This is a genomic window from Roseateles aquatilis, from assembly GCF_002205645.1.
Lineage (GTDB): Bacteria > Pseudomonadota > Gammaproteobacteria > Burkholderiales > Burkholderiaceae_C > Roseateles > Roseateles aquatilis.
This window is the reverse complement of record NZ_NIOF01000001.1, coordinates 1,180,784-1,204,525: the sequence shown is the minus strand read 5'-3', so window position 1 is coordinate 1,204,525 and position 23,742 is coordinate 1,180,784. Positions and strand designations below refer to the sequence as shown.

18 protein-coding genes are annotated in these 23,742 nt (G+C 71.0%); 10 read left to right on the top strand and 8 right to left on the bottom strand.

Features of this window, described 5'->3' with window-relative positions:
- Positions 1-86: 86 nt before the first annotated feature.
- From CDN99_RS05140 to CDN99_RS05130, 3 genes are read left to right on the top strand one after another with little or no spacing between them, the layout of a single operon-like run.
- A complete protein-coding gene (locus CDN99_RS05140; protein WP_088383117.1) occupies positions 87-1,610 on the top strand; it encodes a hypothetical protein in 1,524 nt (507 codons plus the stop codon).
- Positions 1,607-2,791 carry a cell wall hydrolase gene (locus CDN99_RS28080; protein ID WP_141100642.1) on the top strand — a complete coding sequence of 395 codons (1,185 nt, stop codon included), beginning with the start codon at positions 1,607-1,609 and terminating at the stop codon, positions 2,789-2,791. Before CDN99_RS05140 ends, CDN99_RS28080 begins: the two co-directional genes overlap by 4 nt.
- A 36-nt stretch (positions 2,792-2,827) precedes the next feature.
- The gene (locus CDN99_RS05130) at positions 2,828-5,509 is read left to right on the top strand and encodes a M15 family metallopeptidase (protein ID WP_088383115.1); all 2,682 of its coding nucleotides are present in this window, start codon (positions 2,828-2,830) and stop codon (positions 5,507-5,509) included.
- A gap of 111 nt (positions 5,510-5,620) precedes the next feature.
- Here the strand turns inward: CDN99_RS05130 and CDN99_RS05125 are convergent, their stop codons facing one another.
- The 7 genes from CDN99_RS05125 to CDN99_RS05095 form a co-directional block, all read right to left on the bottom strand.
- A complete protein-coding gene (locus CDN99_RS05125) occupies positions 5,621-6,844 on the bottom strand; it encodes a glycerophosphodiester phosphodiesterase (protein ID WP_088383113.1) in 1,224 nt (407 codons plus the stop codon).
- A 246-nt stretch (positions 6,845-7,090) separates the two neighbouring features.
- Positions 7,091-7,627 (bottom strand): glycine-rich domain-containing protein, encoded by a 537-nt coding sequence (locus CDN99_RS05120; protein ID WP_088383111.1) that lies wholly within the window; start codon positions 7,625-7,627, stop codon positions 7,091-7,093.
- Positions 7,628-7,637: 10 nt separating this feature from the next.
- A complete protein-coding gene (locus CDN99_RS05115; RefSeq protein WP_141100641.1) occupies positions 7,638-7,949 on the bottom strand; it encodes a hypothetical protein in 312 nt (103 codons plus the stop codon).
- Between the two features lie 233 nt (positions 7,950-8,182).
- The gene (locus CDN99_RS05110) at positions 8,183-9,187 is read right to left on the bottom strand and encodes a DUF2145 domain-containing protein (RefSeq protein ID WP_238139362.1); all 1,005 of its coding nucleotides are present in this window, start codon (positions 9,185-9,187) and stop codon (positions 8,183-8,185) included.
- Positions 9,184-9,645 (bottom strand): hypothetical protein, encoded by a 462-nt coding sequence (locus tag CDN99_RS05105; RefSeq protein ID WP_169727027.1) that lies wholly within the window; start codon positions 9,643-9,645, stop codon positions 9,184-9,186. The genes CDN99_RS05110 and CDN99_RS05105 overlap by 4 nt, the downstream gene beginning before the upstream one ends.
- Before the next feature lie 96 nt (positions 9,646-9,741).
- The gene (locus CDN99_RS05100; protein WP_141100640.1) at positions 9,742-10,125 is read right to left on the bottom strand and encodes a HEPN domain-containing protein; all 384 of its coding nucleotides are present in this window, start codon (positions 10,123-10,125) and stop codon (positions 9,742-9,744) included.
- Positions 10,126-10,146: 21 nt separating this feature from the next.
- Positions 10,147-10,716 carry a hypothetical protein gene (locus CDN99_RS05095; protein ID WP_141100639.1) on the bottom strand — a complete coding sequence of 190 codons (570 nt, stop codon included), beginning with the start codon at positions 10,714-10,716 and terminating at the stop codon, positions 10,147-10,149.
- Positions 10,717-11,072: 356 nt separating this feature from the next.
- Here CDN99_RS05095 and CDN99_RS05090 point away from each other — a divergent pair, with 356 nt between their 5' ends.
- The 4 genes from CDN99_RS05090 (at position 11,073) to CDN99_RS05075 (ending at position 18,032) form a co-directional block, all read left to right on the top strand.
- Positions 11,073-13,661 (top strand): excinuclease ABC subunit UvrA, encoded by a 2,589-nt coding sequence (locus tag CDN99_RS05090; RefSeq protein WP_158218760.1) that lies wholly within the window; start codon positions 11,073-11,075, stop codon positions 13,659-13,661.
- A gap of 219 nt (positions 13,662-13,880) precedes the next feature.
- Entirely contained in the window at positions 13,881-14,294 is a 414-nt protein-coding gene (locus CDN99_RS05085) for a response regulator (protein ID WP_088383099.1), read from the top strand.
- 28 nt (positions 14,295-14,322) lie between these two features.
- Entirely contained in the window at positions 14,323-16,191 is a 1,869-nt protein-coding gene (locus tag CDN99_RS05080; RefSeq protein WP_158218759.1) for a sensor domain-containing diguanylate cyclase, read from the top strand.
- A 263-nt stretch (positions 16,192-16,454) separates the two neighbouring features.
- Positions 16,455-18,032 (top strand): methyl-accepting chemotaxis protein, encoded by a 1,578-nt coding sequence (locus CDN99_RS05075; RefSeq protein WP_088383095.1) that lies wholly within the window; start codon positions 16,455-16,457, stop codon positions 18,030-18,032.
- 121 nt (positions 18,033-18,153) lie between these two features.
- Here CDN99_RS05075 and CDN99_RS05070 read toward each other — a convergent pair whose 3' ends face one another.
- Positions 18,154-19,350, bottom strand: coding sequence for an MFS transporter (locus CDN99_RS05070; RefSeq protein ID WP_088383447.1), 1,197 nt, complete (start codon positions 19,348-19,350; stop codon positions 18,154-18,156).
- 135 nt (positions 19,351-19,485) lie between these two features.
- Here CDN99_RS05070 and CDN99_RS05065 point away from each other — a divergent pair, with 135 nt between their 5' ends.
- The 3 genes from CDN99_RS05065 (at position 19,486) to CDN99_RS05055 (ending at position 23,656) form a co-directional block, all read left to right on the top strand.
- Positions 19,486-20,688 (top strand): AraC family transcriptional regulator, encoded by a 1,203-nt coding sequence (locus CDN99_RS05065; protein WP_088383093.1) that lies wholly within the window; start codon positions 19,486-19,488, stop codon positions 20,686-20,688.
- A gap of 359 nt (positions 20,689-21,047) precedes the next feature.
- A complete protein-coding gene (locus CDN99_RS05060; protein ID WP_088383091.1) occupies positions 21,048-21,737 on the top strand; it encodes a PEP-CTERM sorting domain-containing protein in 690 nt (229 codons plus the stop codon).
- Between the two features lie 11 nt (positions 21,738-21,748).
- The gene (locus tag CDN99_RS05055; protein ID WP_088383089.1) at positions 21,749-23,656 is read left to right on the top strand and encodes a S8 family serine peptidase; all 1,908 of its coding nucleotides are present in this window, start codon (positions 21,749-21,751) and stop codon (positions 23,654-23,656) included.
- Positions 23,657-23,742 lie beyond the last annotated feature (86 nt).

Genomic DNA, 23,742 nt, shown 5'->3' with positions numbered 1-23,742 from the left:
ATGACCGGCCCCGGGCTTTTCGCTGGAATGCGAAGGTGGAGGGAACCCGCGTCATCTCTTGCGGGGGCGTCATGAAGGAATCTGCCATGAGAAGCAGCGGCCATGCGAGGCTGACGGCGCTGGCCGCCGCGATCGTGCTGGTCGGATGCGCGGCCCTGGCGCCGCAGTACTACGCGCCGGACATCGCGCCGCCGACGGCGGCAACGACCGCGTCCTCGGGCGGCGTGGACGAGGCGGGCACGGGCGCGCCGCGCGCGCCGGCCGCCGCCGCCAGACCGCCGGTGAAGGAAGAGAGCCTGGACGACGCCATCGCCAACGCCCGCTTCCTGCAGAAGCAATACGCGGCCGTGGTGCAGTCGCTGGCCAACTCCAACACCGGGCTGAGCGCGACGATGCTCGGCCTGGGCACCGTGGGCGGCATTAAGGCGATGAGCCACCCCAACTCGCGCGACATCGGCGGGCTCGCGGCACTGCTGGGCGGCCTGTACGTCGCCGGGACCACGCTGGTGCCGCCGGAGCGCGCGCCCGCCTTCCGCGCCGGCGTGCTGGCGCTGGAGTGCGCGATCGGATCGAGCGTCGCGCTGAACGAGCCCAGCCTGCCGGGCCTGATCGACGAGGTCCAGCTCGACGCCGACCCCCTCAACGTCGACATCCTGCTGCTGGAGCAATGGGCGAAGCCGAAGACGGTGGAGAAGGTGTCGGGTGGACCCGCCTCCGACTGCAACAAGCCGGCGATCGCCTGCGGCGCGATCCAGTCGTCCGACGCGGGCGACATCGCCCGCTACCAGCGGCGCTGCGCCGACCTGGAGGCGGCGCGCGCCAAGCGCTGCACCGCGGCGACCCGCACCGAGTCTTCGATCCCGGCCGACCCCGAGGTCGTCGCCTACCTGAGTTACGCCAAGACGCTGCGCACCAACCTCGACAGCCAGTTGACGGCCGCGGCGGGTTACGCCGGCCAGATGTCGCTGGCGGGCTCCGAGCTGCGCGGCCGCACGCGCGCGATCGAGGAGGCGGTCGCCCGGGAGGCCGCCCAGACCCAACCCAACGTCGTCGCCATCAAGGCTGCCGCCGCCAGCAGCGCCGAGATCGGCATGGGGCTGATCTCGGTCCCCAAGCTGACGAAGCCGCCGGCCGCCACGTCGGTCGGCCAGGCCACCAGCTCCAACGGCAAGATCCCGGGCGCGGCGGGTGACACGCAGCGGCTGCGGGGCAGCGATCGCGACGAGTTCCTCGACACGCGCAGCCGCATCGACACCACCGCGACACATGTGCGCCAGCTGCAGAACACGCTCGCCCGGATGCAGGTCCGGCAGGCCCGGTCGCGGTCGCTGGAGGGCTGCACCGTGCCGGGCATGGCGCGTCCGGTCGCGGTCGCCGGGGCCGGCACGGACCCGGCCAAGGTGGAGCCTTCCGTCCTGATCGACGACGCGCTGCGGCTGCGCATCGCGCCGATGCTGGGCATCGATCCCAAGGCAGGCAACGCGACGCAGCTGGTCAATCAGGCGCTGAGCGATTGCCACAACAAGGACATCCTGCCCGACGACCCGGGCCAGGGTCAGCTGTCCGGCACCTCGCTGTCGAAACTGGTGCTGGGGAGTTGCAAGCCATGACACCGCGGTCCGTCGGTCGCGCGCTGGCCTGGGTCAGCACGGTGAACCAGGCGCAGGGCTACTGCACCGGCACGCTGGCCGCGCTGCTGCGGCCGGCCGACAGGCCCGACGAACTGCTGGGACTGACCGCCGGGCATGTGGTCAGCGAGGACGCGCGGGCGCGTGTCGACGACGGCTGCGCGCTGAAGAATTCGGCCGGCACGGCGGTGGCCGGTCGGCTGTACAACTGGCTGCCTTACTTCGGGCAGGACGACCGTTCGGTGCCGATGGACGCGGGCCTGATCCAGTTGGCCGCACAGGCCGTGGAACCGCTGGCGGCCGACATGGCCTGGCCGCTGGGCTGGGCCGATCCGCAGCCGGGCGAGGACCTGCGCGTGCTGGCGCGCCAGCACCGGCTGCCCGCGCGCATGGTCCGGATGCAGGACGTCGTGCCGATGCAGGCTGGGCCGGAGAACCTGCGCTACGACCTGCTCGACGCGGCGCTCTTCGACGTCCAGAACCTGATGCCCGGCGACAGCGGCGCCGCGGTCTGGAACCTCAAGGACGAGCTGGTGGGCGTGGTGTCCGGCTTCGCGCCCGACGACGCCGGGGCGGTGGCGGTGATGACGCCGATCCGGCGCATCCTGGCCTGGGCCAAGGCGGACCTGGTGCTGCGCCACGATGCGTTGCGCCCGGAGGACCGCGGCGCGCCGGCGCCCGCGCTCCCCGTCGCAGCGCCCGCCCCGCTGGCGAGCGCGCCGAGGGCGGCCGCCGTCGATGCCGCCGCGGCGTTGACGCTGGCCCGCACGATGTGGGGCGAGGCGCGCGGCGAGCGCCCCCCGGGCATGGCCGCCGTGGGCCATGTGGTGCTGAACCGCGTGCTCGGCGCGCGCTGGTGGGGCTACGACGTGGAGAGCGTCTGCCGTCACGACCGCCAGTTCAGTTGCTGGAACGCCGATGACCCGAACCTGCCCAAGATGCTGCGCGTGACGACGGCCGATCCGCAATTCGCCGAGGCCAGCGACCTTGCCGCCGGTTTCGTGGCCATCAAGGCCGACGACCCGCAGCGCATCCGGGACGATCCCACCCACGGCGCCACGCATTACTTCGATCGCCGGATGCCGACCTGGCCCAACTGGGCGGCAGGACGGCAACCGGTCGCGGACATCGGCAACCACCTTTTCTTCAAGGACGTGGGCTGACGGCCCCGGACCCGAGGCACACAAGGCATCGACATCATGGACATGCGTTTCATCGAGGTCTGCATCGGGCTGGTGCTGGTCTTCGCGCTGACCAGCCTGCTGGTCACCACCGTCACCGAGATCTGGGCGTCGGTGCGCGGACGGCGTGGCGCCAACCTGGAGCGGGCGTTGCGCTCGATGCTGGCGGACGATCCGGGCAAGGGCGGCTGGCACGGACTGTTCCCGCAACGCCGCGCGACGCCGTTCACGCAGGCGCTGCTGGACCATCCGCTGATGGTGTCGCAATCGCAGGGCCGGGAGGGCGAGCAGGGCAAGCCGTCCTACCTGTCGGGCGATCTGGTCGTGTCGGTGCTGCTGGACCTGCTGGCCAAGGCCACGCCCGGCGGCACGCGTCCGGACTCGCCCCGGCTGCTGATGGCGAGCCTGCAGGCGGCGCCCGCGCCCGCGGGGGCCGCGGCGCCGCCGCCGGAGCTGCTGCGATCGCTGGACACGCTGGCGCAGGGCGTCGACAGCGACTGGCCGGCCTACGAGCGCCGGTTGGTGGCCTGGTTCGACAGCATCGGCGAACGCTCGATCGGTTGGTACAAGCGCTGGAATCAGATGCGCCTGGCGGCTTTCGGTTTCCTGATCGCGGCGACCTTCAACGTCAATCCGTTCGTCATCGCGCAGCGGCTCTGGAACGAGGAGCCGTTGCGCCGCGCGACCGTGGCCATGGCGGAATCGGCCAGCGAGGCCTACAAGGCCGCGCAGGCGGCCTCGAGCCCGGATCCCGAGACGCTGCAGCGTGTCTTGAAGGCGCTGCCGCCGGCCGCGTCCGCGCCGGCAACCGCGTCCACGGCCGCGCAACCGACGACGGCCTCGGCCGCGCGGGTCGACGCGGCCATGAGCCGGCTGCGCGAGGAACTGGACGGCGCGCAGGGCAAGGACCGCGACAGCCTGGACCGCCTGGCCAAGCTGGCCCGCGCCGAGACAGAGCTGCGGGAGCTGATCCGCCGCCGCCGCGCGAGCATCGCCGACGACAGCGTGCCGGAGCAGTTGCTGGAGTTCTCGCTGCTGGTCGACGAGGAACTGCAGCGGCTGCTGGACCTCTCCAGCCAGAGCCGCCTGACCGCCGTCGAGCAGGCGGCGCGCGAGGCGCGCGCCGCGCTGCTGACCGAGCGCGCGGACCTGCTGGTGCGGGCCCTGCCGGCCCCTTCCGGCCAACGCTGCCGCTCGGCCACGACGCCCGAGGCACGCGCGCTGTGCGAGCGCATCGAGGGCGTGCGCTCGCTCGGCGACGGTGGGCTGCCGGTGGGATGGCATCTTGAGAACCTGCCGGGCTGTGACGAGGGCCGCTGCGCCAGGACGTCTGGCGACGCCCGCACGCCGGATCAGGTGCGCAGCGACCTGCGCGTGAAGATCGCCCAGCAGGATCGCGCGGCGCTGCAAGGCGCGCTGGAGGCCTGCAAGGCCGACAAGCCCAAGCCCGGCTCGAAGGGCTGCGAGGCGCTGGATGCGTTGTTGCGGCAGGAGGGCGCGCGTGGCGCGCTCGATCTCAAGCTGACGGCGGAATGGCGCGTGGCCGCCGCGGCGCTGAGGACGACGCCGATCAGCGCCGGTGAGGTCTTCCTGCAATGCGTCAAGGGCGAGGTCCCATGCAATCGCGTGTTGCTGGTGCTGGGCTGGCTCGTGATCGGACTTGCGTCGGTGTTGGGGGCGCCGTTCTGGTTTGACATGCTGGGCCGGCTGATCCAGCTGCGCGGCAGCGGGTCCCGACCGGCCGACGGCGCCCAGGGCGGCAATGCCGCGCCGGCGCCGGGAGGCGGCAACGCCAACGGGCCGGGCGGCGGCATGCTGGCGCAGCCCGCGCCAGTGGCGCCGCCCGCGGGGGGCGACGGCGGCCTCAATGGCGGTTCGTCGGACACGCTCTCCGAGGCCGAGCGCACCCTGACCGCCGACGACATCGACCGCCTCCAGCGCAATGGCCTGAACATGCCGGCGGCGCTGATCACACGCCGCCTCGACACGGAGACCCGCAAGCGCATCGCGCAGTGGCAGGACGCCCAGAAGCAGACGCCGGCCGACGGCGTGCTGACCGGCCCGCAGATCGACCGCCTGCTGCGCGGCACCGCGCCGCCCCCGGCGCAACCGCCGGTGCCGACCGCGCCGCTGGCGCGCGGCGCCACGCCGGTGCGCAGCGACGGCTCGATCGCCCCGCTGACGGAACAGGAAATCCGCGATCTCTACGGCGACATCGCCACCGTGGAGAACACCGACGCGGGCGCGCAGGCGGGCACGGTGAAGGTCGTCGCGGAGGGCAAGCCCGGCGGACCGCAGCGCGTGCTGGAGGCGCTGACCGTGCCGGCCTCGCTGGCCGGCAAGTTCCCGGCCGGCCTGAGGATCCACCAGCGCGTGCGTCCGCACCTGGAAGCGGTGCTCCAGGAGATCGACGCGACGCCGGGCCTGGCCGACCAGATCCTGCGCTGCAACGGCACCGTCGTCGAACGCCACATCGGCTGGAACCCCGTCAACCGCTTGAGCAGCCACACCTGGGGCATCGCGATCGACCTCAACGCGGATCAGAACAAGCAGGGCAACACACCCGCGCCCGAGGGCGCGCCCGGCTCGGTGCTGGACCTCGTGCCGATCTTCAACAAGCACGGCTTCGCATGGGGCGGGGACTTCCGCAACGGCGGGCCGGACGGCATGCACTTCGAGCTGGCGCTGCGCCAGCCGTGAAGGCCCTCGAACGGACCCGCGCAGGTCCGAAGTGGCCCTAGGTCCGCCGAAGGCGGATTCCGGCCGGGCCCGGCCCGGCGGGCAGGGCGGACGCCTGCCCGCCCGCCGCGTTCAGGGCTTGGCGCGATATGCGTCGATGGCCTTGCGCGCCAGGAACGACTGGTCGCTGAACAGCCCGTCCATGCCGAGCTTCAGGAACGCGTGGATCTGCCCGGCCAGGTCGCCGTGCGCGGTGGGATCGGCGCTGCTGTCGAAATCGTCGGGCAGGAAGGCGTTCTCCGCGCGGAAGGTCCAGCCGTGCACGATCAGGCCGGCGGCGTGCGCGTCCCTGACCAGCGTCGTCGGCGTGCCCAGGCGGCCGGCCACCAGCGGGATCATGAGGTTGGTGTTGGCGCCGATGCCTTGCGCATAGCCGGAGATCTCCGCCAGGCCGGCGGGCTTGGCCAGGTCCGCGTAGCCGCGGGGGTCGCCGCTCAGCACGAAGTCGTAAGGCCGGCCCGAGCCGTTGAGCAACTGCACCAGCGGCACGCGCGTCATGCGCCGCAGCTTGCGCAGGTTGCCGACCTCGAACGACTGGATGAAGACCGGTGCGTCGGCGCCGCGATAACCGTAGCGGTCGAGCAGGCGCACCAGCGGTTCCTCCAGCGGCTTGCCGATGCCGGCGAAGTAGCTCGGGTGCTTGGTTTCCGGATAGACGCCGATCGGCTTGGGCTTGCCGTTGCCATGGCCGCCGTGGCCATGGCGGTCGTCGCGTCCGTCATTGCGGCGCGCGGCCTCGCGGCGGCGCTCGTTGGCCTGCTGAACCAACTGCAGCACCTCCTCGAAGGTGGGGATCTCGAACATGTCATTGAAGCGCGCGTTGGCCGGCCGGATCTGCGGGATGCGCTCGCGGGCGCGCAGCGTCTTGAGCTCCGCCAGCGTGAAGTCCTCGGTGAACCAGCCGGTGACGGCCGTGCCGTCGATGGTCTTGGTCGTCTTGCGGGACGCGAACTCGGGCCGCTCGGCGACGTCGGTGGTGGCTTCGCGCACCGAGCCGTCGGCGTTCAGGATCGCGATCGCGTTTTCATGCCGCGCCACAAGGACGCCGTCCTTGGTCAGGACCAGGTCGGGCTCGACGTAGTCGGCGCCTTGCTCGATGGCCAGCCAGTAGGCGGCCAGCGTGTGCTCGGGCACGTAGCCGCTGGCGCCGCGATGCGCGATCAGCAGCGGCTCGCGGGAGCGGGCCTGGCTGGCGTCATGGGCGAAGGCGGACATCGGCAGCACCACGGCGGCGGTGACGGTGGCCGCCATGGCGAGGGTCGTGGCGGACAAGAGGATGTTGCGAAGCAGCTTCATGCGGGACTTTCCTTCGGTCGGGCGGTTCGACCGCGCGGGTTGAGCGGTGGAGGGGTCGAACGGGCCGAGCGGTCGAATGGGTCGAACGGGACGGCATCGCCGGACTGCGGGCGATGCGGCGGGCGCCTCGATTCGTCAAGCACGCGTGAGGCGTGTGTCATGAATCCGTGAGGCGATCGCAGCGTAGGTCCTGACAGATGAAGCTTTGATGATGCCCCGCGCGCGGCGGGGTTGCTGAAACAGCTCTTACACGATCGCTACCTCGGGGGTGTGCGGCGCGGCCGTCGCGCCCCGGTCGGTCACGCAGTCGAAGGCGCCGAGCACCAGCCATTCGTTCAGCGTCGCGACACTCCAGCCGCGTCGTCCGACCAGATGCGAGGGCAGCAGCCAGTAGCGGACCCGGTCCTCCCGGAACGGTCCGAAGTTGCGGACATAGAGCGCGAGCATGCGCACGTCCTCGCGCAGCGGCTGGGATTCGCCGACGAAGGGGTCGGACCAGCGCAGGTAGTCGTTGCTGCTGTGATGGATATAGGCGGCCGAGGGCAGGCGCCCGCACAGCGCCATGTACTCGCGGGTCTGCAGGATCCAGAGGTGCCAGACCTCGTCGATCTCCTTCGTGACCGGGATGGATCCGGTGCATTCGGAGGCGATGAAGAGGAACTTGAGCGTCTCCTCGATGCGGGCGAGCCGCTCGTGCGCCTCGACGCCCGCCAGCTTGCACGCGAAGTAGTGCTGCATCGGGTCGTCGAGGAAGGCCTCGCGCAGCGCGGCGTTGGCGATCATGGCGCGACGCTCAGCGCAGCGTGGGCCCGGGCAGGCCCGGGTTGATCACGGGCCCCGGGCCGTTGGCGCCCAGGCGTTTGGCGTTGGGGCAGCAGGTGCCGCCGTCCGGCTTGCAGCAGCCGTCGCGGGCGAGCGGCGCCAGCACGCCGCGCTGCACGAGGTGGTCGATCGCGTTCGGCTGCACCACCATCACGCGCCGGGTCAACTCGGACATCAGCGCCTCCAGCCGGAGCTGGGATACCGTCTCCATCGTCAAACCGGCCGTGGCGCCGGCGTGCGCGCCGCTGTCCATGGCCGCGCCATGGGGTCTCGGGTCGTTCATGGTCATCTCCCTGTCGATGCGGGACGCGACCGCCAGCGCCGCGACATGCGGCGGACAACGCGTCCGGCCTCAGATTCGTGCAGGGGCGAGGGACCGGACATCCCAACAAGTGGGGGGCACCCCCTAGGAGTGGTCTGCCTCGCTCGCCGAAGCCGTGGCAACGGCGACGAGTCGGCGGCTTTCGGCACCGACTCACTGGCGGCGCGGACCGGTCCCTGCTGCGCGGACCTGTCCTAGATCAGCGGGATGACCTCGTCCGCTTCGCCGGGGCGGCAGTCCGCGCCCAGCGGCTCCCAGCCGCGGCGCACGACGATGCGCCGGTCGACCGCGCAGAACTCGACGCGCCGCGCGCGCGGCCACTGCCGCCGCGCGAAGGTCTCCAGCGCGGCCGGGGTCGAGACGCGCAGTCGCATCGCATACAGGTCGTCGACGGGGTGATCGTCGGTGTGGATCAGCGGCACGAACTGGGCGGCGAACATGATCGCGTGCGATGGCACGACGACCGGCGCCGGGTCGTAGCCCAGCGCCGCCAGCCAGTGCTGCGCCTGCGCGCGCGTCGGCGCCGCGATGGCGGTCCCGGCGCCGGGCGATGCTGACTCCGAAGCCGAAGCCGAAGCCGAAGCCGAAGCCGAAGCCGAAGCCGAAGCCGAAGCCGAAGATGCCGCCGCGTGCGGCGTCCAAGCGAACGCCATCATCTCCGCGACCCATTGATTGCAGTTCTGATACCGCGTGGAGAAGGTGTAGGCGTTGGCGCTGTAGCGCGGCGACAGCAGCGCCAGCGCGAGCCGGTTGTCGAGCGCCGCTTCGGCGAGCCGGTCGCCGCCGTTCTGGGGCAACGCAACCAGCGACATCCGCGTGGGCGCCGTGTTGCCGGCGCTCAGCAGGAAACCGGCGAGGCCCTGGTCGAACAGCCGCGCCTGCGACTCGCTGCAGGCGTAATAGAGCTGCCGCACCGACCACGGCCCGTTGCGGCTGTCCCGCAGCGCGATGCCGCTGTGGGAGTACTGAATCTTGAAACGGCTCAGGTCGGTGCCGGAGCGCGACACCAGCACCGCCGCGCCGCCGATGCGGTCGAGCTCGTCGCGGACGGCGGCGACGACCTGCAGCTGGCGGTCCTGCTCGGACGCGTTGATCTCGGCGGGCCGGTCGCAGAACGTGGCCGCGTGGGCCGAGGCGGGCACGGCGACGGTCACGGTGGCGGCTGTCAGCAGCGCGGCGAGCCGCGCCGCGCGGATCACAGCGTCACCGGGTGCGATTCGAGCTCGCGATGCCAGTCGTCACGCAGCGCGAGCAGGAAGGCTTCCTGGTTCTCCGCGCGGGCGAATTCGAAACCGTAGGCACGTTGGCGCGCCAGCACGTGGTCGCCGACACGCAGCGGCTTGGCCTCGATGGCGCGGTCGGGGACGAAGAGGAAGAACTCCTCGCCGCCCTCGGCGCGCACCGGTTGCAGGCGCAAACGGGTGGTGTCGGCGCGGCCGGCGGCCTGCTCGACGGCGAGCACGCGGTACTCGCCCTGCGCGACCTTGCGGTCACGGCTGGAGCTGTCGCTCGATTGGCCGATCGAGTCGGACAGCGTGCGCGAGGACACGGACCCGGCGCTGGAGGCCGAGGTGGCGATGCTGTCGGCCAGCGCGGGCAGGACGCAGGCGCCGGTCAGCGCGGCGAGGATCATGGAACGGCGGAAGGCTTGGCGCATGAGGGATCCTTGAGCATGGCGGGCGAGGCCCGGGGCGGGGTGGCGCAAGCATAGGCCAAGGGGACGGCGGACGCCTGTCCGCTGGCGTATGCGGGATCAGCGTTCGCACGCCTTCAGTACCGCCGCTGCCTGCGCCATCTGCCGCGCGAGATCGGTGGCGCTGATCTGCTTCTTCAAGCGATAGTCCGCGTCGACGCGTCGATCTCTCTGAACCGCCAGGAGTTCACCGAGGTCTTTCGAGCGCTTCGCCACGAGCGGCCCGCATGCCGGATGCGGCGCCAACAGTCGATCGATCAGTTGCTTGTGCGCGCCGCCGGATGTCTTGACCCTGCTCTTGTGGGGCAACGCCTTCTCCCACAGCAGGCAACGATGGAATGCCGCGTAGTAGGCACGCGAAATGGCCGAACGACGCCACGGCTCCGTCGGGGTCATGGCCTGTCGGACAGCCAGACGCAGCAGGTCTCGATGGGTGATTGCCATGACAGTAGTTCCTGGTCTCCCTCAGCGATGGACGCCGTCGCTGGCGGGCTCATCCTGGGCATCGTTGTCATAGAGAAACTCAAGACTGGCCAACCTCGATTCGTCGAAGGGCCAGCAGGAGTCGAACGAAATGTGGAAAACAAAGGGCAGCACGTCCAGCTCGCTCAACTGGCGATAGAACTCGGCTGTCAGATCGAAAGTCAGGTCGTGGTCTGCGTCCAGGGTCACGTGGGCACGCAGGCTCCAGGTGCAGTCGTCGTGTTCCAGGAATGCCAGGTCCACCGGCCCGTGGCAGGTGAGTACCCCGTGCCGCCGCAGAACCTCCGCAGCGACCTGGAAGGCGCGGAGGACCGAGTCGCAGGTGCAGCCGTCAACCTCGAGAATCCGCTGGATCTCGGCGGGCACCACTGCCCAGTCCACCGGATCTTCCCTGTAGCACGCAGGATGCGTGCTCATGGCGCCGAACACCAGCTCCGGATTCCTGAGCACCCGCACCAACTCGTCCAGCCCCGGCATCGTCCGCGCCGGGCTCCTCAAGCCCGGGCCCGCCGCCAGCGGCGGCTCCACATCCACGTTCATCAGAGCATCCATGTCGCCCATCCTTTCCGACGTCCGTCGTTTGAATCGATGGCGACCAGTGTCTGCCTGAGGAGGCCGATTCCGATTCCCCCCGAAGAGCGTTCCCGATGGGGGAATCAGTGCCAGTAGGTCAGTCCCCCCACTCCAACTGATGAAGGGGGTCGACGTTCGCTGGCTCGGCCAGGCCGACGAGGCATCGCCTCCGGGGTCAGGTTGTGCCTGCATGACAACCGAGTCGCGTTTCGCGAAGCGGCAAGCCAGCGGCAAGCGGTCGCCGAGCGCCCGGCACGACGCCGACGGCGAAGGACAATCGCCGCCGACCCGGGGCCCGGCGGGCGCATCGATGGCGTCGCGGGCCCGCCCTGGGAATGCGCCTTGCCGCGCGCTGCCTCCGAGGTGATGACTTGCCCAAACGACCTGCTTCCGCTCCTTCCTCCGATACCCGCCCCGGGACCCGCGCCGGCGATGGTCGCGCCGCCTTCGTCCAGGTGCGGGGCGCGCGCGAGCACAACCTCAAGAACGTCGATGTCGACGTGCCGCGTGACGCGCTGGTGGTGTTCAGCGGCGTGTCCGGCTCCGGCAAGTCCTCGCTGGCCTTCGGCACCATCTATGCGGAGGCGCAGCGGCGCTACTTCGAGTCGGTGGCGCCCTACGCCCGTCGCCTGATCGATCAGGTCGGAGTGCCCGCCGTCGACAGCATCGACGGCCTGCCGCCCGCCGTCGCGTTGCAGCAGCAGCGGGGCACGCCCAGCGCGCGCTCGTCGGTGGGCAGCGTGACGGGGCTGTCGTCGCTGCTGCGGATGCTCTATTCGCGCGCCGGCCGATATCCGGCGAGGCAGCCGATGTTGTACGCCGAGGACTTCTCGCCCAACACGCCGCAGGGCGCGTGCCCGCATTGCCACGGCCTGGGCCGCGTCTACGAGGTGACCGAGGCGTCGATGGTGCCCGACGACTCGCTGACGATCCGCGAGCGCGCCGTGGCCGCGTGGCCGCCCGCCTGGCACGGGCAGAACCTGCGGGACATCCTGGTGACGATGGGCATCGACGTCGACAAGCCCTGGCGCGCGTTGCCGCGCAAGACGCGCGACTGGATCCTCTTCACCGAGGAGCAGCCGACGGTGCCGGTCTATGCCGGCTTCACGCCGGAAGAGACGAAGGACGCGCTGCGCCGCAAGATGGAGCCGAGCTACCAGGGCACCTTCACCAGCGCGCGCCGCTATGTGCTGCATACCTTCGCGACGACGCAGAGCGCGCTGATGAAGCGGCGCGTGTCGCGCTACATGGTCGGCGGGGCCTGCCCGGTCTGCGACGGCAAGCGGCTCAAGCGCGAGGCGCTGGCCGTCACCTTCGGCGGCATGGACATCGGGGCGCTGGCGCAACTGCCGCTGGGGCACCTGGCGGATCGGCTGGCGCGGGCCACGCCGTCGGAGCTGAGCGAGGAAAAGCGGCTCGCCGCCGCGCGCCTCGTCGACGACGTGCTGATGCGCCTGCGCCCGCTGCTGTCCCTGGGGCTGGGCCATCTGTCGCTGGACCGGACCACGCCGTCGGTGTCGCCCGGCGAGCTGCAGCGGCTGCGGCTGGCCACGCAGATCTGCTCCAACCTGTTCGGCGTGATCTACGTGCTGGATGAGCCGTCCGCCGGCCTGCATCCGGCCGACGGCGAGGCGCTGCTGGCATCGCTGCGGCAGTTGAGGGCATCGGGCAACTCGGTCTACGTCGTCGAGCACGACCTGAACCTGATGCGCGCGGCCGACTGGATCGTCGATGTCGGCCCGGCCGCGGGGGAGCTCGGCGGGCAGGTGCTCTACAGCGGGCCGCCGGCGGGCCTGCGCGCGGTCGCGGCTTCCCGCACCGCCGACTACCTGTTCAGCGACGACGCCCCCGCGCGGCCGGCGCCGCGCGCGCCGACCGGATGGCTGAGGCTGGCGGGCGTGACGCAGAACAACCTGGACCGGCTGGATGCGGCCTTCCCGCTGGGCGTGTTCACCGCGGTGACCGGGGTGTCGGGTTCGGGCAAGTCGTCGCTGGTCAGCCGGGCGCTGGTGGACCTGGTCGGCGCCCATCTCGGCCATGAGCCGCCGGCGGCGGAGGACGACGAGGACGCCGAACCCGACACGATGCGGCTCACCGGGGGCCACATCGCCGCCGGCGCCGAGTCCATCCGCCGCCTGGTGCAGGTCGACCAGAAGCCGATCGGCCGCACGCCGCGCTCCAACCTGGCGACCTACACCGGGCTGTTCGACCATGTCCGCAAGCTCTTCGCCGCGACGCCGGAGGCGAAGAAGCGGCGTTACGACGCGGGGCGTTTCTCGTTCAACGTCGCCAAGGGCCGCTGCGAGACCTGCGAGGGCGAGGGCTTCGTCAGCGTGGAGTTGCTGTTCATGCCCAGCGTCTTCGCGCCTTGCCCGACCTGCCACGGCGCGCGCTACAACGAGGCGACGCTGAAGATCCGCCATCGCGGGCGCAGCATCGCGGACGTGCTGGGCATGACGGTGGACGCGGCCTCCGAGTTCTTCGCCGACGAGCCCGCGCTGGCCCGGCCGCTGGGGCTGCTGCGCGGCATCGGCCTGGGTTACCTGCGGCTCGGGCAGCCGGCGACGGAGCTCTCCGGCGGCGAGGCCCAGCGCATCAAGCTGGTCACCGAGCTGCAGCGCGCGCAGCGCGGCCACACGCTGTACGTGCTGGACGAGCCCACCACCGGGCTGCATCCGTCCGACGTCGACAAGCTGATGGCGCAGTTGCAGGACCTGGTCGACGCGGGCAACACGGTGATCGTCGTGGAGCACGAGATGCGCATCGTCGCCGGCAGCGACTGGGTGGTGGACCTGGGCCCCGGCGCCGGCGGCGCGGGAGGACGCATCGTGGCCCAGGGCACGCCGGCCCAGGTGGCGGCCAGCCCGGCCGGGAGCGGATCGAGGACGGCGCCGTACCTGGCCGCCGCGCTCCGGGCGCGCTGAGCGGCGCCGACAGCGCCGACAGCGCCGATCACGCAGGCCGTCACGGAACGTCGTCGGACGTGGCGGCGGCGATGTCGGCTCCCGCCTTGATCGACCCCGGCTCCCGTCTGTTCGCGCGGCTGTAGGTCAAGCGCCTACACCGGCTGTCGCAACCGGCGCTCAGTCGGAGGGGCAGCGCGGCGGTGGCGCCGAAGGCCACCCGCGCCGAATATTGCTTCCATGAAAGTCGCTGTCATCGAAGATAACGTTCCGGTGCGCCAACTCCTGGTTCGGCGCGCCGAGAAGCTCGACGGGATCACCGTCGTCGCCCAGGCCTCCGGCGAGGACGAGGCCGTGGACGCCGTCATGGCGACCGCGCCCGACGTCGTCGTGCTGGACCTGCAGCTGGCGCAGGGCACGGGCCTGTCGGTGCTGTCGCGGATCCGCCGCCGCGACTTCGCCGGCCGGGTCTTCGTGCTGAGCTCCGAGGACAGCGCCCTCTATGCCGGCCTGTGCCGCGGCCGCGGCGCCGACGCCTTCTACGACAAGGCGTTCGACTTCGAGCAACTGCTCGCCGACCTGAACGATCTGAGCCGCCGCGCCGCCGCCCATGGGGCGACGGGCGCGCCCGCCCAGATCCCGCTCAACGACTGACCGCCCCACCGTCTCACGGAGGACCGCCATGAAGCTCGCCTGGAACCCGCCCGGACGCATGGCCACCTGGTTGATCCTGGGCAACGCGTTGATGGTCGTGGCGCTGGTCGCCATGACGACGCTGAGCCTGTGGAGCCATCGCCGCACCGAGACCGACCGGGCCCGCGACGTCGTCGAGAACCTGGCGCAGAGCATCGCGAGCGACGTGGGCGCGGAACTCCGCAACACCGACAACGCGCTGGCCACCGTGGCGCTGCGCTATCGCAGCGCGCCGCAGTCGCTGGGCCAGGACGAGATGGTGGCGCGCCTGCTGGAGGAGCAGCACGGCCTGCTGCCGCAGATCGCGGCGCTGCGCATCGCGGACGTCAACGGCACCGTCACCCGCGGCCTGACGCGGGGCGAGCGCCCGTTCAACATCGGCGATCGCGACTACTTCATCCAGGCGCGCAAGACCGACGCGATGGTCATCTCCGAGCCCGTGAACAGCCGCACGCAGGGCCACTGGTGCATCATCCTGGCCCGCCGCCTGATCGACCATGAGGGGCGCTTCAACGGCGTCGTCTACGCGGTGGTGACCGCGCAGCACTTCGTCGACCGCTTCAGCGGCGTCTCCCTGGGCCCGTCCGGCGCCGTCTCGCTGCGCTCCGACGGGATGCGGCTGGTGGCCCGCTACTCCGCCATCGAGCCGGCCTCGACCCAGGGCTTCGGCGAGCGGCTGCTGTCGGGCGAGTCGCAACGCGCGTTGAGCCAGAACCCCGAGCGAGGCGTCTACGTGACCCCGACCGCGCTCGACCGCGTCGAGCGCATCACCGCCTACCGCAAGGTGTCGGGGTATCCGATGACGCTGTTCACCGGCATGAGCAGCGAGTATTTCCTCGCCGGCTGGCGCAACCAGGTGGTGCAGCAATCGCTGCTCGCGGCGCTGGTGGCGCTGGCGGTGGCGGCGGTCTCCTGGCTGATCCACCGCATCCATCGCGGCGAGCGGCGCTCGAAGATCGCGCTGCAGCGGCTGGCCCGCGAGCAGGACGCGATGTTGCAGAACGACCTGATCGGCATGGTGCGCGTGCGCGACAGCCGCGCGGTCTGGGGCAATCCGGCGCTGGAGCGCATGTTCGGCTACGGCCCCGGCGAGATCGTCGGCCAGCCCGCCGAGATGCTGTTCCTCAGCCCCCAGGAGCATGCGCACACCCGCGACGTCTCCCGCGCCACGATCCGGACCGACGGACGTTTCCACACCCAGCTGCGGATGCGGCGCAAGGACGGTTCCGAGTTCTGGGTCGACCTGCACGGCACCGTCGCGTCCGAGACGGAATCGATGTGGATGCTGGTCGACATCGACGCCCTCAAGCGCAGCGAGGAGCAGGCCCAGCATCTGGCGCTGCGCGACGTGCTGACCAACCTGCCCAACCGCCGTCTGTTCGAGGAGAAGGTGGGCGACGCGCTCAACACCGCGCGCCGCACCGGCCGCGGCTTCGCGGTCTGCTACCTGGATCTGGACGGCTTCAAGCTGATCAATGACCGTCACGGCCATGAAGCCGGCGACGAGGTGCTGACCCAGGTCGCGCGTCGGCTGCAGGAACTGGTGCGGTCCAACGACGTGGTCGCCCGCCTGGGCGGCGACGAGTTCGCGATCCTGCTCTCCGGCACGCACCGCGCCGAGGACGTCGAGCAACTGCTGCAGCGCTGCCTGTTCTCCATCCAGCGCCGGATCACGCTGGACAGCGGCGAGAAGGTCACCGTCGGCGCCAGCATGGGGGCGGTGCTGGGCACCTCCGGCGATACCGGCCGCGAGTTGCTGCGCGCCGCCGACGAGGCGATGTACGCCGTCAAGCGCAGCGGCAAGGGCCAGATCCACGTGGTCGAGCATCCGCATTCCGAGTGGGCCGTCGCCGCCTGAGCGGGCGGGCTTCCGGCCACTCCTGCCAGAACCGATCGATGTCGGCGTGACAGGCCCCATGGAAAGGCCGCCGCGCGTTCGCGGGGCTTGTGCGCACGTCGTCGAGGGGCCACGCTTGGGGACCGTGGGGCGATCTTTCGGGCGGTTTCCCTCAACTCCGCCGGCCGATCTGCCGATTTCCCGGGGTGCGACTGTCGCGGACACGGTCCGACCGTGCCGAAGAGAGCGCGCGAGTCACAACAGTTCGTAGGGAGAAAAAATCAATGAATATCGCTAATTGGCGCTTGGCTACCAAGCTGGCCGCGTCGTTCGTCATGCTGGTGGTGCTGTGCGCGCTGGTCGGCGGCATGGGGCTCATGCAGATGAGCGAAATCCACCGCAACACCACCGAGATCGCCGACGACTGGATGCCCAGCATCCAGAGCATGGCGGCGATCCGGGTGAAGGCCAACCAGATCCGGCGCATGGAGCCGGATCACATCATGTCCGTGGACGAGCGGGAGATGGACCAGATCGAACGCTCGATCGCCGCCGCCCGCGAGGAGCTGTTGCTCGCGGAGAAGGCCTATCAGCCCTTCATCAGCAGCGACGAGGAGCGCCGGCTCTACGCCGAGATCGTCGCCGCGCGGGAGGCCTATTTCTCGACGCAGGAGAAGCTGCTGAAGTTGTCCCGGGCCGTCGAGGGCGTGGACCCCGCGACCCGGGACTTCTTCCGCGGCGACTCGCGGGCGTCCTTCAACCACTGGGTGCAGGCGATCGAGAAGAACGCCGATTACAACGCCGCCGGCGGCCAGCGCTCGCGCGAGGCGGCGGCGCGCAACTACGAGACGGGGCGCGGCCTGAATGTGTCGCTGACCTTGATGGCGCTGCTCGTGGCCGTGGGCCTGGCGTGGCTGCTGATGCGCCATGTGCGCGGCATCCTGGGCGGGGACCCGTCCGACGCGGCGCGCCTGGTCCGGCAGGTGGCCGACGGGGACCTGAGCGGCCACATCGAGGTCCGCCCCGGCGACCAGCGCAGCCTGATCGCCGCGCTGAAGGCGATGCAGGAGGGCCTGCGGCAGGTGGTGGGCGGCGTGCGCCAGGGCAGCGAGTCCGTGGCCAGCGCCAGCGCGCAGATTGCGATGGGCAACGGCGATCTGAGCCAGCGCACCGAGGAACAGGCCGCCGCGCTGGAGGAAACCGCCTCGACGATGAGCGAGCTGGGCGTGACCTTGCGCCAGACCTCCGAGAACGCGCAGCGCGCGGATCAGTTGGCGCGCACCGCCAGCGAGGTGGCGCAGCGCGGCGGCGCCGTGGTGTCGCAGTTCGTCGAGACCATGAAGGGCATCAACGACAGCAGCCAGCGCATCGCCGACATCATCGGCGTCATCGACGGCATCGCGTTCCAGACCAACATCCTGGCGCTCAACGCGGCGGTGGAGGCGGCCCGGGCCGGGGAGCAGGGCCGCGGCTTCGCGGTGGTGGCGAGCGAGGTGCGGTCGCTGGCGCAGCGCAGCGCCGGGGCGGCCAAGGAGATCAAGACCTTGATCACCGCCAGCGTGGAGCGTGTCGAGCACGGCTCGGGGCTGGTCGAGCGGGCGGGCGAGACGATGGACGAGATCGTCGCCGCGATCGGCCGTGTCACCGAAGTCGTCGGCGAGATCAGCGGCGCGACCAGCGAGCAGTCCCAGGGCGTGAACCAGGTCGGCGAGGCGGTCAGCCAGATGGACCAGGTCACGCAGCAGAACGCCGCGCTGGTCGAGGAATCCGCCGCCGCCGCGGAGAGCCTGCGGCAGCAGGCGCAGGCGCTGGTGGCGTCGGTGGCGCGCTTCCGGCTGGAGGAGTCACCGGGCCTGCGGTGACCGATTCGGCCCCCGCCTTCGTCCTCCCGCCTCGGCCCTTCGCCCCGACCACCGACCACCGACCACCGCCGGGCAGGGACGGCACGGTGGGGCGACGGGGCGGCCGATGGGCGGGGATCGATCAGGCGGTCCGCGGGCCGTGGCGCAGCGTCAGCAGGGTGCCCAGCGTGATCGTCGCGACGGCGAAGGCCGGGCCACCCAGCGCGCCGATGCGGTCGACGAGCATGCCGCCGCCGATGGCGCCGCTGGCGATCGCGATCTGGAACGCGGCGACCATCAGCCCGCCGGCGCCTTCGGCCTGATCGGGCGCGGCGCGGACGATCCAGGTCTGGAAGCCGACCGGGAAGGCGCCGAAGGCGAAGCCCCACAGCACCACCGCCACGGCGGTGACCCAGGCGGAGCTGCCCGCCAGCAGCAGCGCCGCCGCCAGCACCACGATCAGCGTGCCGCCGGCGACGATGGCGCGGCGCTCGCTGCGCTCTGCGATGAAGCCGCCGGCCAGGTTGCCGAAGAAGCCGCCGATGCCGTAGCCGAGCAGGATGGCCGAGACGGCGGTGACCGGCAGGTGGGTGATGTTCTCCATCAGCGGCCGGATGTAGGTGAAGCCGGCGAAGTGGCCGGAGATCACCAGCAGCACCGCCATCAGCGCCACGCGCACGCCGGGACGGGTGAGCAGCTCGCCGAGCACGCGCAGGTCGGGGTTGTCCTTGGGCGGCAGCCGGGGCAGGGTGAGGATCTGGGCGACCAGCGTCAGCACGCTGACCGCGCCGGCGGCCACGAAGGCGCTGCGCCAGCCCCAGAGCTCGCCCATCCAGGCGCCGATCGGCGCGGCGCAGACGGTGGCCACCGAGACCCCGGTGAGGATCAACGACATCGCCCGCGCGAACAGGTGGTCCGGCACCAGCCGCATCGCCAGCGCCGCCGCCATCGACCAGAAGCCGCCCAGCGCGACGCCCAGCAACACCCGCGCCGACAGCAGCACCGGCAGGCTGGAGGCCGTCGCCGCCATGGCGTTGGAGAGCAGCAGCAGCAGCGTCAGCGCGATCATCACCACGCGGCGGTCGAAGCGTCGCGTCAGCAGCGGGATGGAGGGCGCGGCGACCGCGCCGACCAGGGCCGTCGCGGTCACCGTCTGTCCGGCGGCGCCGGCGCTGATGCCCAGGTCGGAAGCCATCGCCGTGAGCAGGCTGGCGGGCAGGAATTCGGCGGTGACCAGGCCGAAGACGCCCAGCGTCAGCGCGGCGACGGCCCCCCATCGAGCCTGGCCGGCCGTCGGTGTCTGCGAGGACGTGGACTGGGGCGTGGAGGCGGAACCGATGGGCGGCGCCTGGGCGGCATCGCGGGGATCGAGGCAATCGGTGCAGGAAGGGGTCACGGTGGCAGTGAGGAGAAGTCGGGAATGGCTGTCAGCTTAGGGGTAGCATGCTGGCGTTTCCATGTCGGAAGAGCCGGAATGCTTGACGATTCCTCCAGGCTCGTGCCCGCCCAGGACCTGGCTGCGCCCAGGGCACGAGGGCAGTCGCGCGCGTCCTCCCAGACCGAGTCCCAGGCGTCCTTGAAGGCCGCCGCGCAGGGCCGGCCGCCGCTCCCGCCCGTTCAACCGCCCTTGCCGGCGACGGTGCTGCGCCCGGCGGACCTGCTGACACAGATCCTGCTGGGGTTGCGGCTGGAGGGTGTCGAGTACGGCCGCTGCCTGATGCGCGCGCCCTGGGCCGTGGCCTTCCCGGCGCGGGCGGAGGCGCGTTTCCATTTCGTGGCGCGCGGCGGCTGCTGGCTGCGCACGCCGGGCAGCGAGTGGGTGCGGCTCAACGCCGGGGACGCGGTGCTGCTGCCACGCGGCAGCCTGCACATCCTGGCCAGCGCGCCCGACGTGCCCACCGTCGACATCGACACGCTGGCCCGCCGGCCGGTGGCGGACAACATCTATCTGGTCGGCGCGGAGCAGCGCGGCATCGCGCCGCGCGGAGGCACGCACGGCCCGCGCGCGGGCGCGGGCGACGATGGGGCGGCGACGGACGACGAGGCCGCCGCCGATGTCGATGCCGATGTCGATGTCGATATCGACGTGCTGTTCTGCGGCGCGATGCGCTTCAACCTCGACCCGCTACACCCGCTGCTGTCGATGATGCCGGACGCAATGCGCGCCAACGACCTGGCCCAGCGCGATCCCACCGTGCCGGCGCTGCTGGAGGCGATGGAGCGCGAGGTGGCGCTGGACCGCATCGGCGCCTGCGGCATCCTGGCCCGCATGGCCGACGTGCTGGCCGCCAGCATCATCCGCGCCTGGGTCGAATGCGCCTGCAGCGACTCCAGCGGCTGGATCGCCGCGGTGCAATGCCCCAGCATCGGCAAGGTCATCGCCGCCATCCATGCCGAGCCGGAGCGGGACTGGACCGTGCCCATGCTCGCCGACCTGATGGGCGCGTCCCGCTCGCGTTTCGCGGCGGCCTTCACCCGCACCGTCGGCGAGAGCCCGGCCCGATACGTGGCCAAGGTGAAGATGTTCCAGGCCCGCCGCTGGATCGCGCAGGAGGGGATGCGCGTGGCCGTGGCGGCGGACCGCCTGGGCTACGACTCCGAGGCCTCGTTCAGCCGCGCCTTCAAGCGCATCGTCGGCCAGTCTCCGGGCACGATGCGGCGCGCGGCCACGCGCTGAGCGACGGGGCTCGCGCAGGCGCCGTTCTCGGTGCCGTCCGCGATGTCGTCCTGGGACCGTTCCCGGGACGGTCGTCGGGCCGTGGTCGACGCGGCCGCGGGCGGTCCCGGCCGAGCCGCCTCCTGGCTAACCCGGAGTCGATGCTTTTTACATCCCCGCTTCGAGGGGCTCCACCCGGATTCAGGGTGTACAGGGCACGACAGCGTCCAAGCCCGCGTGCCATCGCACTTCTTTACCGATCGGCCACGCTCGAAAAACCAGTTGGCACAAGTTGTGCATTACGTCACGCCGTGCCACATCGCGGTCGGCCAGGACAGGTTTTCGCGGTGTGCCCAAACAATTCACCGTGAGGGGTTTCCATGTTCAAGCGAGTCTCTAGCTTCAAGAAGAAGTGGCTGCCGATCGCGGCGCTGGCACTGGGCGCCGCGACGTCCGGCCATGCCGCCGCCGTGTACAACGAGGTCGGCGACGCCGGCCAGACCCTGGCCACCGCGCAGGTGCTGCTGGGCACCGGCAGCATCGACGCCATCCGCGGCACGCTGGATGCCAGTTCCGCCGACATGTTCGCGATCTACCTGACCGCGGGCACGGCCTTCTCGGCGACGCTGACCGAATCGTCGATCGCGTTCAACAACTTCGATTCGGTGCTGTACCTGTTCGACGCGTTCGGCCGCGGCCTGATCGCCAACGACGACGACGGCGATGTCGGCGGCCCGTACTCGACGCTGAGCGGCTATATCCCGACCGTGTCCGGCCTGTATTACCTGGCCGTGACCGGCGCCGGCTACACCCCGGTGAGCGGTACCTCGGCGATCTTCCCGTCGCTGCTGGGCCAGGGCGGCAACGTGGCCGCCAATCCGGGCGCGGGCCCGCTGACCAACTGGATCAGCACCAGCGCCGAGTCCGGCCGCTACGAGATCGTCCTGACCGGCGCCAGCGCCGTGGTGCCGGAGCCCGGCAGCCTGCTGCTGGTCGGCGCCGCGCTGGGCGCGGTCGGCCTGATCCGTCGCCGCAAGACCGCGGCCTCGTCCACCCCTGCCACCGTCTGAGGATCAGAACGATGAAATCCATCCATCGCCTCCGCCTGCTGAGCGCCCTGGTCGCCCTGGCCGCCTGCGGCGCCGCCAACGCGCAGCAAGTCAAGTTCGACGGCGCGCTGTCGGACCTGCTCGACGCGCAACAAGCCAAGCAAGCCGGCCAATTCAAGCGCCAGCTGCGTTCCCTGTCCGCCGACGCCGACGCGCCGCAGGCCAGCTATGACCAGCTGACCGACAGCGAGGGCCGCGTGCTCGTCGACATCTACCTCGACGGCAGCAGCTCCATCGAGGACTTCAAGGCCTCGCTGATCGCCGCCGGCGCCAACGTGACCGGCGTGAACCCGGCCTTCGCCAACGGCGCGATCTCGGCCTACGTGCCGACCTCCGCGCTGGCGGGCCTGGCCGCCACCAACGGCCTGAAGCTGGCCAAGCTGACCAAGCGCCCGCAGCGCAACGTCGGCCTGACCACCTCGGGCGGCACGCTGACGCTGCGCAGCAACGTCGCCAACGCGGCGGGCTGGCTCGGCACTGGCATCACGGTGGGTGTGCTGTCCGACTCGTACGACGGCTCGCCGACCAGCTTCACGACGGTGCGCGCGGCCAACGACATCGCCAGCGGCGACCTGCGTCCGCCGAAGTTCGTCATCGACCTGCCGGTCGCGTCGGGCAACACCGACGAAGGCCGCGCGATGATGCAGATCGTTCAGGACGTGGCGCCCGGCGCGGACCAGTGCTTCGCCACCGCCTTCGCCGGCGAGGCCGCCTTCGCGGCCAACATCCGCACGCTGCGCACCAACCCCGCCTGCAACGCCGACATCATCGTCGACGACGTCTTCTACTTCGACGAGCCGTTCTACTCCGACGGCCAGGTCGCGCAGGCCGTCAACGACGTGGTCAACAGCACGACGCTGGCGGGCAAGCAGGTGTCGTACTTCTCGTCCGCGGGCAACCAGGGCTCGGCTGGCGGTTATGGCTCGGTCGACGTGCCGAACGCCACCTTCTCGACCGCGCCGACGGGGCTGGGCAACATCAACCTGACGACGTTGACGGGCTGCACGAGCTCGCCGTCCGCGGGCAGCACCAAGGGCGACGTCGCGGGTGGCTTCCTGGACTTCGGCGGCGGCACCTACGCGTTGCCGGTGACGTACAACGGTAGCGGCTCCAAGCTGATCATGCAGTGGGACGACGCGTTCTACCAAGGCAAGGTCACGACCGATCTGAACTTCTACCTGATCAATTCGGCCGGCAACTGCGTCTTCACGTTCGCGAGCAACAACATCGCCGGCGATTACGGCATGGAGTCGGTCAGCCTGTCCGGCGGCGCGACGGGCGCCTACCGGATCATGGTGGGCCGCACCAGCAGCGGCACCAAGCAGGCATCGCGGGTTCGCCTGGTGAATCTGGGTGGTTGGGGTGGCGCGGCCTTCCAGGTGCGCAGCAGCCCGACGACCTTCGGTCACAGCGCGGCGGCGGCGGCCAACAGCGTGGCGGCATATCGCTACACCACGTCGGCCTCGGCGATCATTCCGGCCTTCGAGAGCTTCAGCAGCCCCGGCCCGGTGACGATCGCGCTGGACGCCGCGGGCAATCGCCTGCCGGTGGCCGAGACGCGCAAGAAGCCCGACTTCGCGGCGCCGGATGGCGGCAACACGACGTTCTTCTATCCGGGTTCGGATTACGAGGGCGACGGCTTCCCCAACTTCTTCGGCACCAGCGCGGCCGCGCCGCACGCGGCGGCGGTCGCCGCCCTGATGCTGCAGAAGGCGGGCGGCCCCGGCACGCTCACCCCCAAGCAGATCAAGACTCTGCTGCAGACGACGCCGTCGGCGCGCGTGATCCCGTACTCGGGCGGTGCCGCGGTCAAGGGCTGGAGCCTGTTCGACGGCTTCGGCCTGATCGACGCGGTCAACGCGTTGAACAAGCTGCCCTGAACGGGCGCGCCGTCAGGCGCCGCCGATCGATCCGGCGGCGACTGACCGCGGGACGTCTTGGGAAGGCCGCCGTCCGCGAGGACGGC

Coding starts and splice junctions, on each gene's coding strand:
- CDN99_RS05140 (WP_088383117.1), top strand. CDS start 87: ATGAGAAGCAGCGGCCATGCGAGGCTGACGGCGCTGGCCGCCGCGATC.
- CDN99_RS28080 (WP_141100642.1), top strand. CDS start 1,607: ATGACACCGCGGTCCGTCGGTCGCGCGCTGGCCTGGGTCAGCACGGTG.
- CDN99_RS05130 (WP_088383115.1), top strand. CDS start 2,828: ATGGACATGCGTTTCATCGAGGTCTGCATCGGGCTGGTGCTGGTCTTC.
- CDN99_RS05125 (WP_088383113.1), bottom strand. CDS start 6,844: ATGAAGCTGCTTCGCAACATCCTCTTGTCCGCCACGACCCTCGCCATG.
- CDN99_RS05120 (WP_088383111.1), bottom strand. CDS start 7,627: ATGATCGCCAACGCCGCGCTGCGCGAGGCCTTCCTCGACGACCCGATG.
- CDN99_RS05115 (WP_141100641.1), bottom strand. CDS start 7,949: ATGAACGACCCGAGACCCCATGGCGCGGCCATGGACAGCGGCGCGCAC.
- CDN99_RS05105 (WP_169727027.1), bottom strand. CDS start 9,645: ATGCGCCAAGCCTTCCGCCGTTCCATGATCCTCGCCGCGCTGACCGGC.
- CDN99_RS05100 (WP_141100640.1), bottom strand. CDS start 10,125: ATGGCAATCACCCATCGAGACCTGCTGCGTCTGGCTGTCCGACAGGCC.
- CDN99_RS05095 (WP_141100639.1), bottom strand. CDS start 10,716: ATGGATGCTCTGATGAACGTGGATGTGGAGCCGCCGCTGGCGGCGGGC.
- CDN99_RS05090 (WP_158218760.1), top strand. CDS start 11,073: ATGCGCCTTGCCGCGCGCTGCCTCCGAGGTGATGACTTGCCCAAACGA.
- CDN99_RS05085 (WP_088383099.1), top strand. CDS start 13,881: ATGAAAGTCGCTGTCATCGAAGATAACGTTCCGGTGCGCCAACTCCTG.
- CDN99_RS05080 (WP_158218759.1), top strand. CDS start 14,323: ATGAAGCTCGCCTGGAACCCGCCCGGACGCATGGCCACCTGGTTGATC.
- CDN99_RS05075 (WP_088383095.1), top strand. CDS start 16,455: ATGAATATCGCTAATTGGCGCTTGGCTACCAAGCTGGCCGCGTCGTTC.
- CDN99_RS05065 (WP_088383093.1), top strand. CDS start 19,486: ATGCTTGACGATTCCTCCAGGCTCGTGCCCGCCCAGGACCTGGCTGCG.
- CDN99_RS05060 (WP_088383091.1), top strand. CDS start 21,048: ATGTTCAAGCGAGTCTCTAGCTTCAAGAAGAAGTGGCTGCCGATCGCG.
- CDN99_RS05055 (WP_088383089.1), top strand. CDS start 21,749: ATGAAATCCATCCATCGCCTCCGCCTGCTGAGCGCCCTGGTCGCCCTG.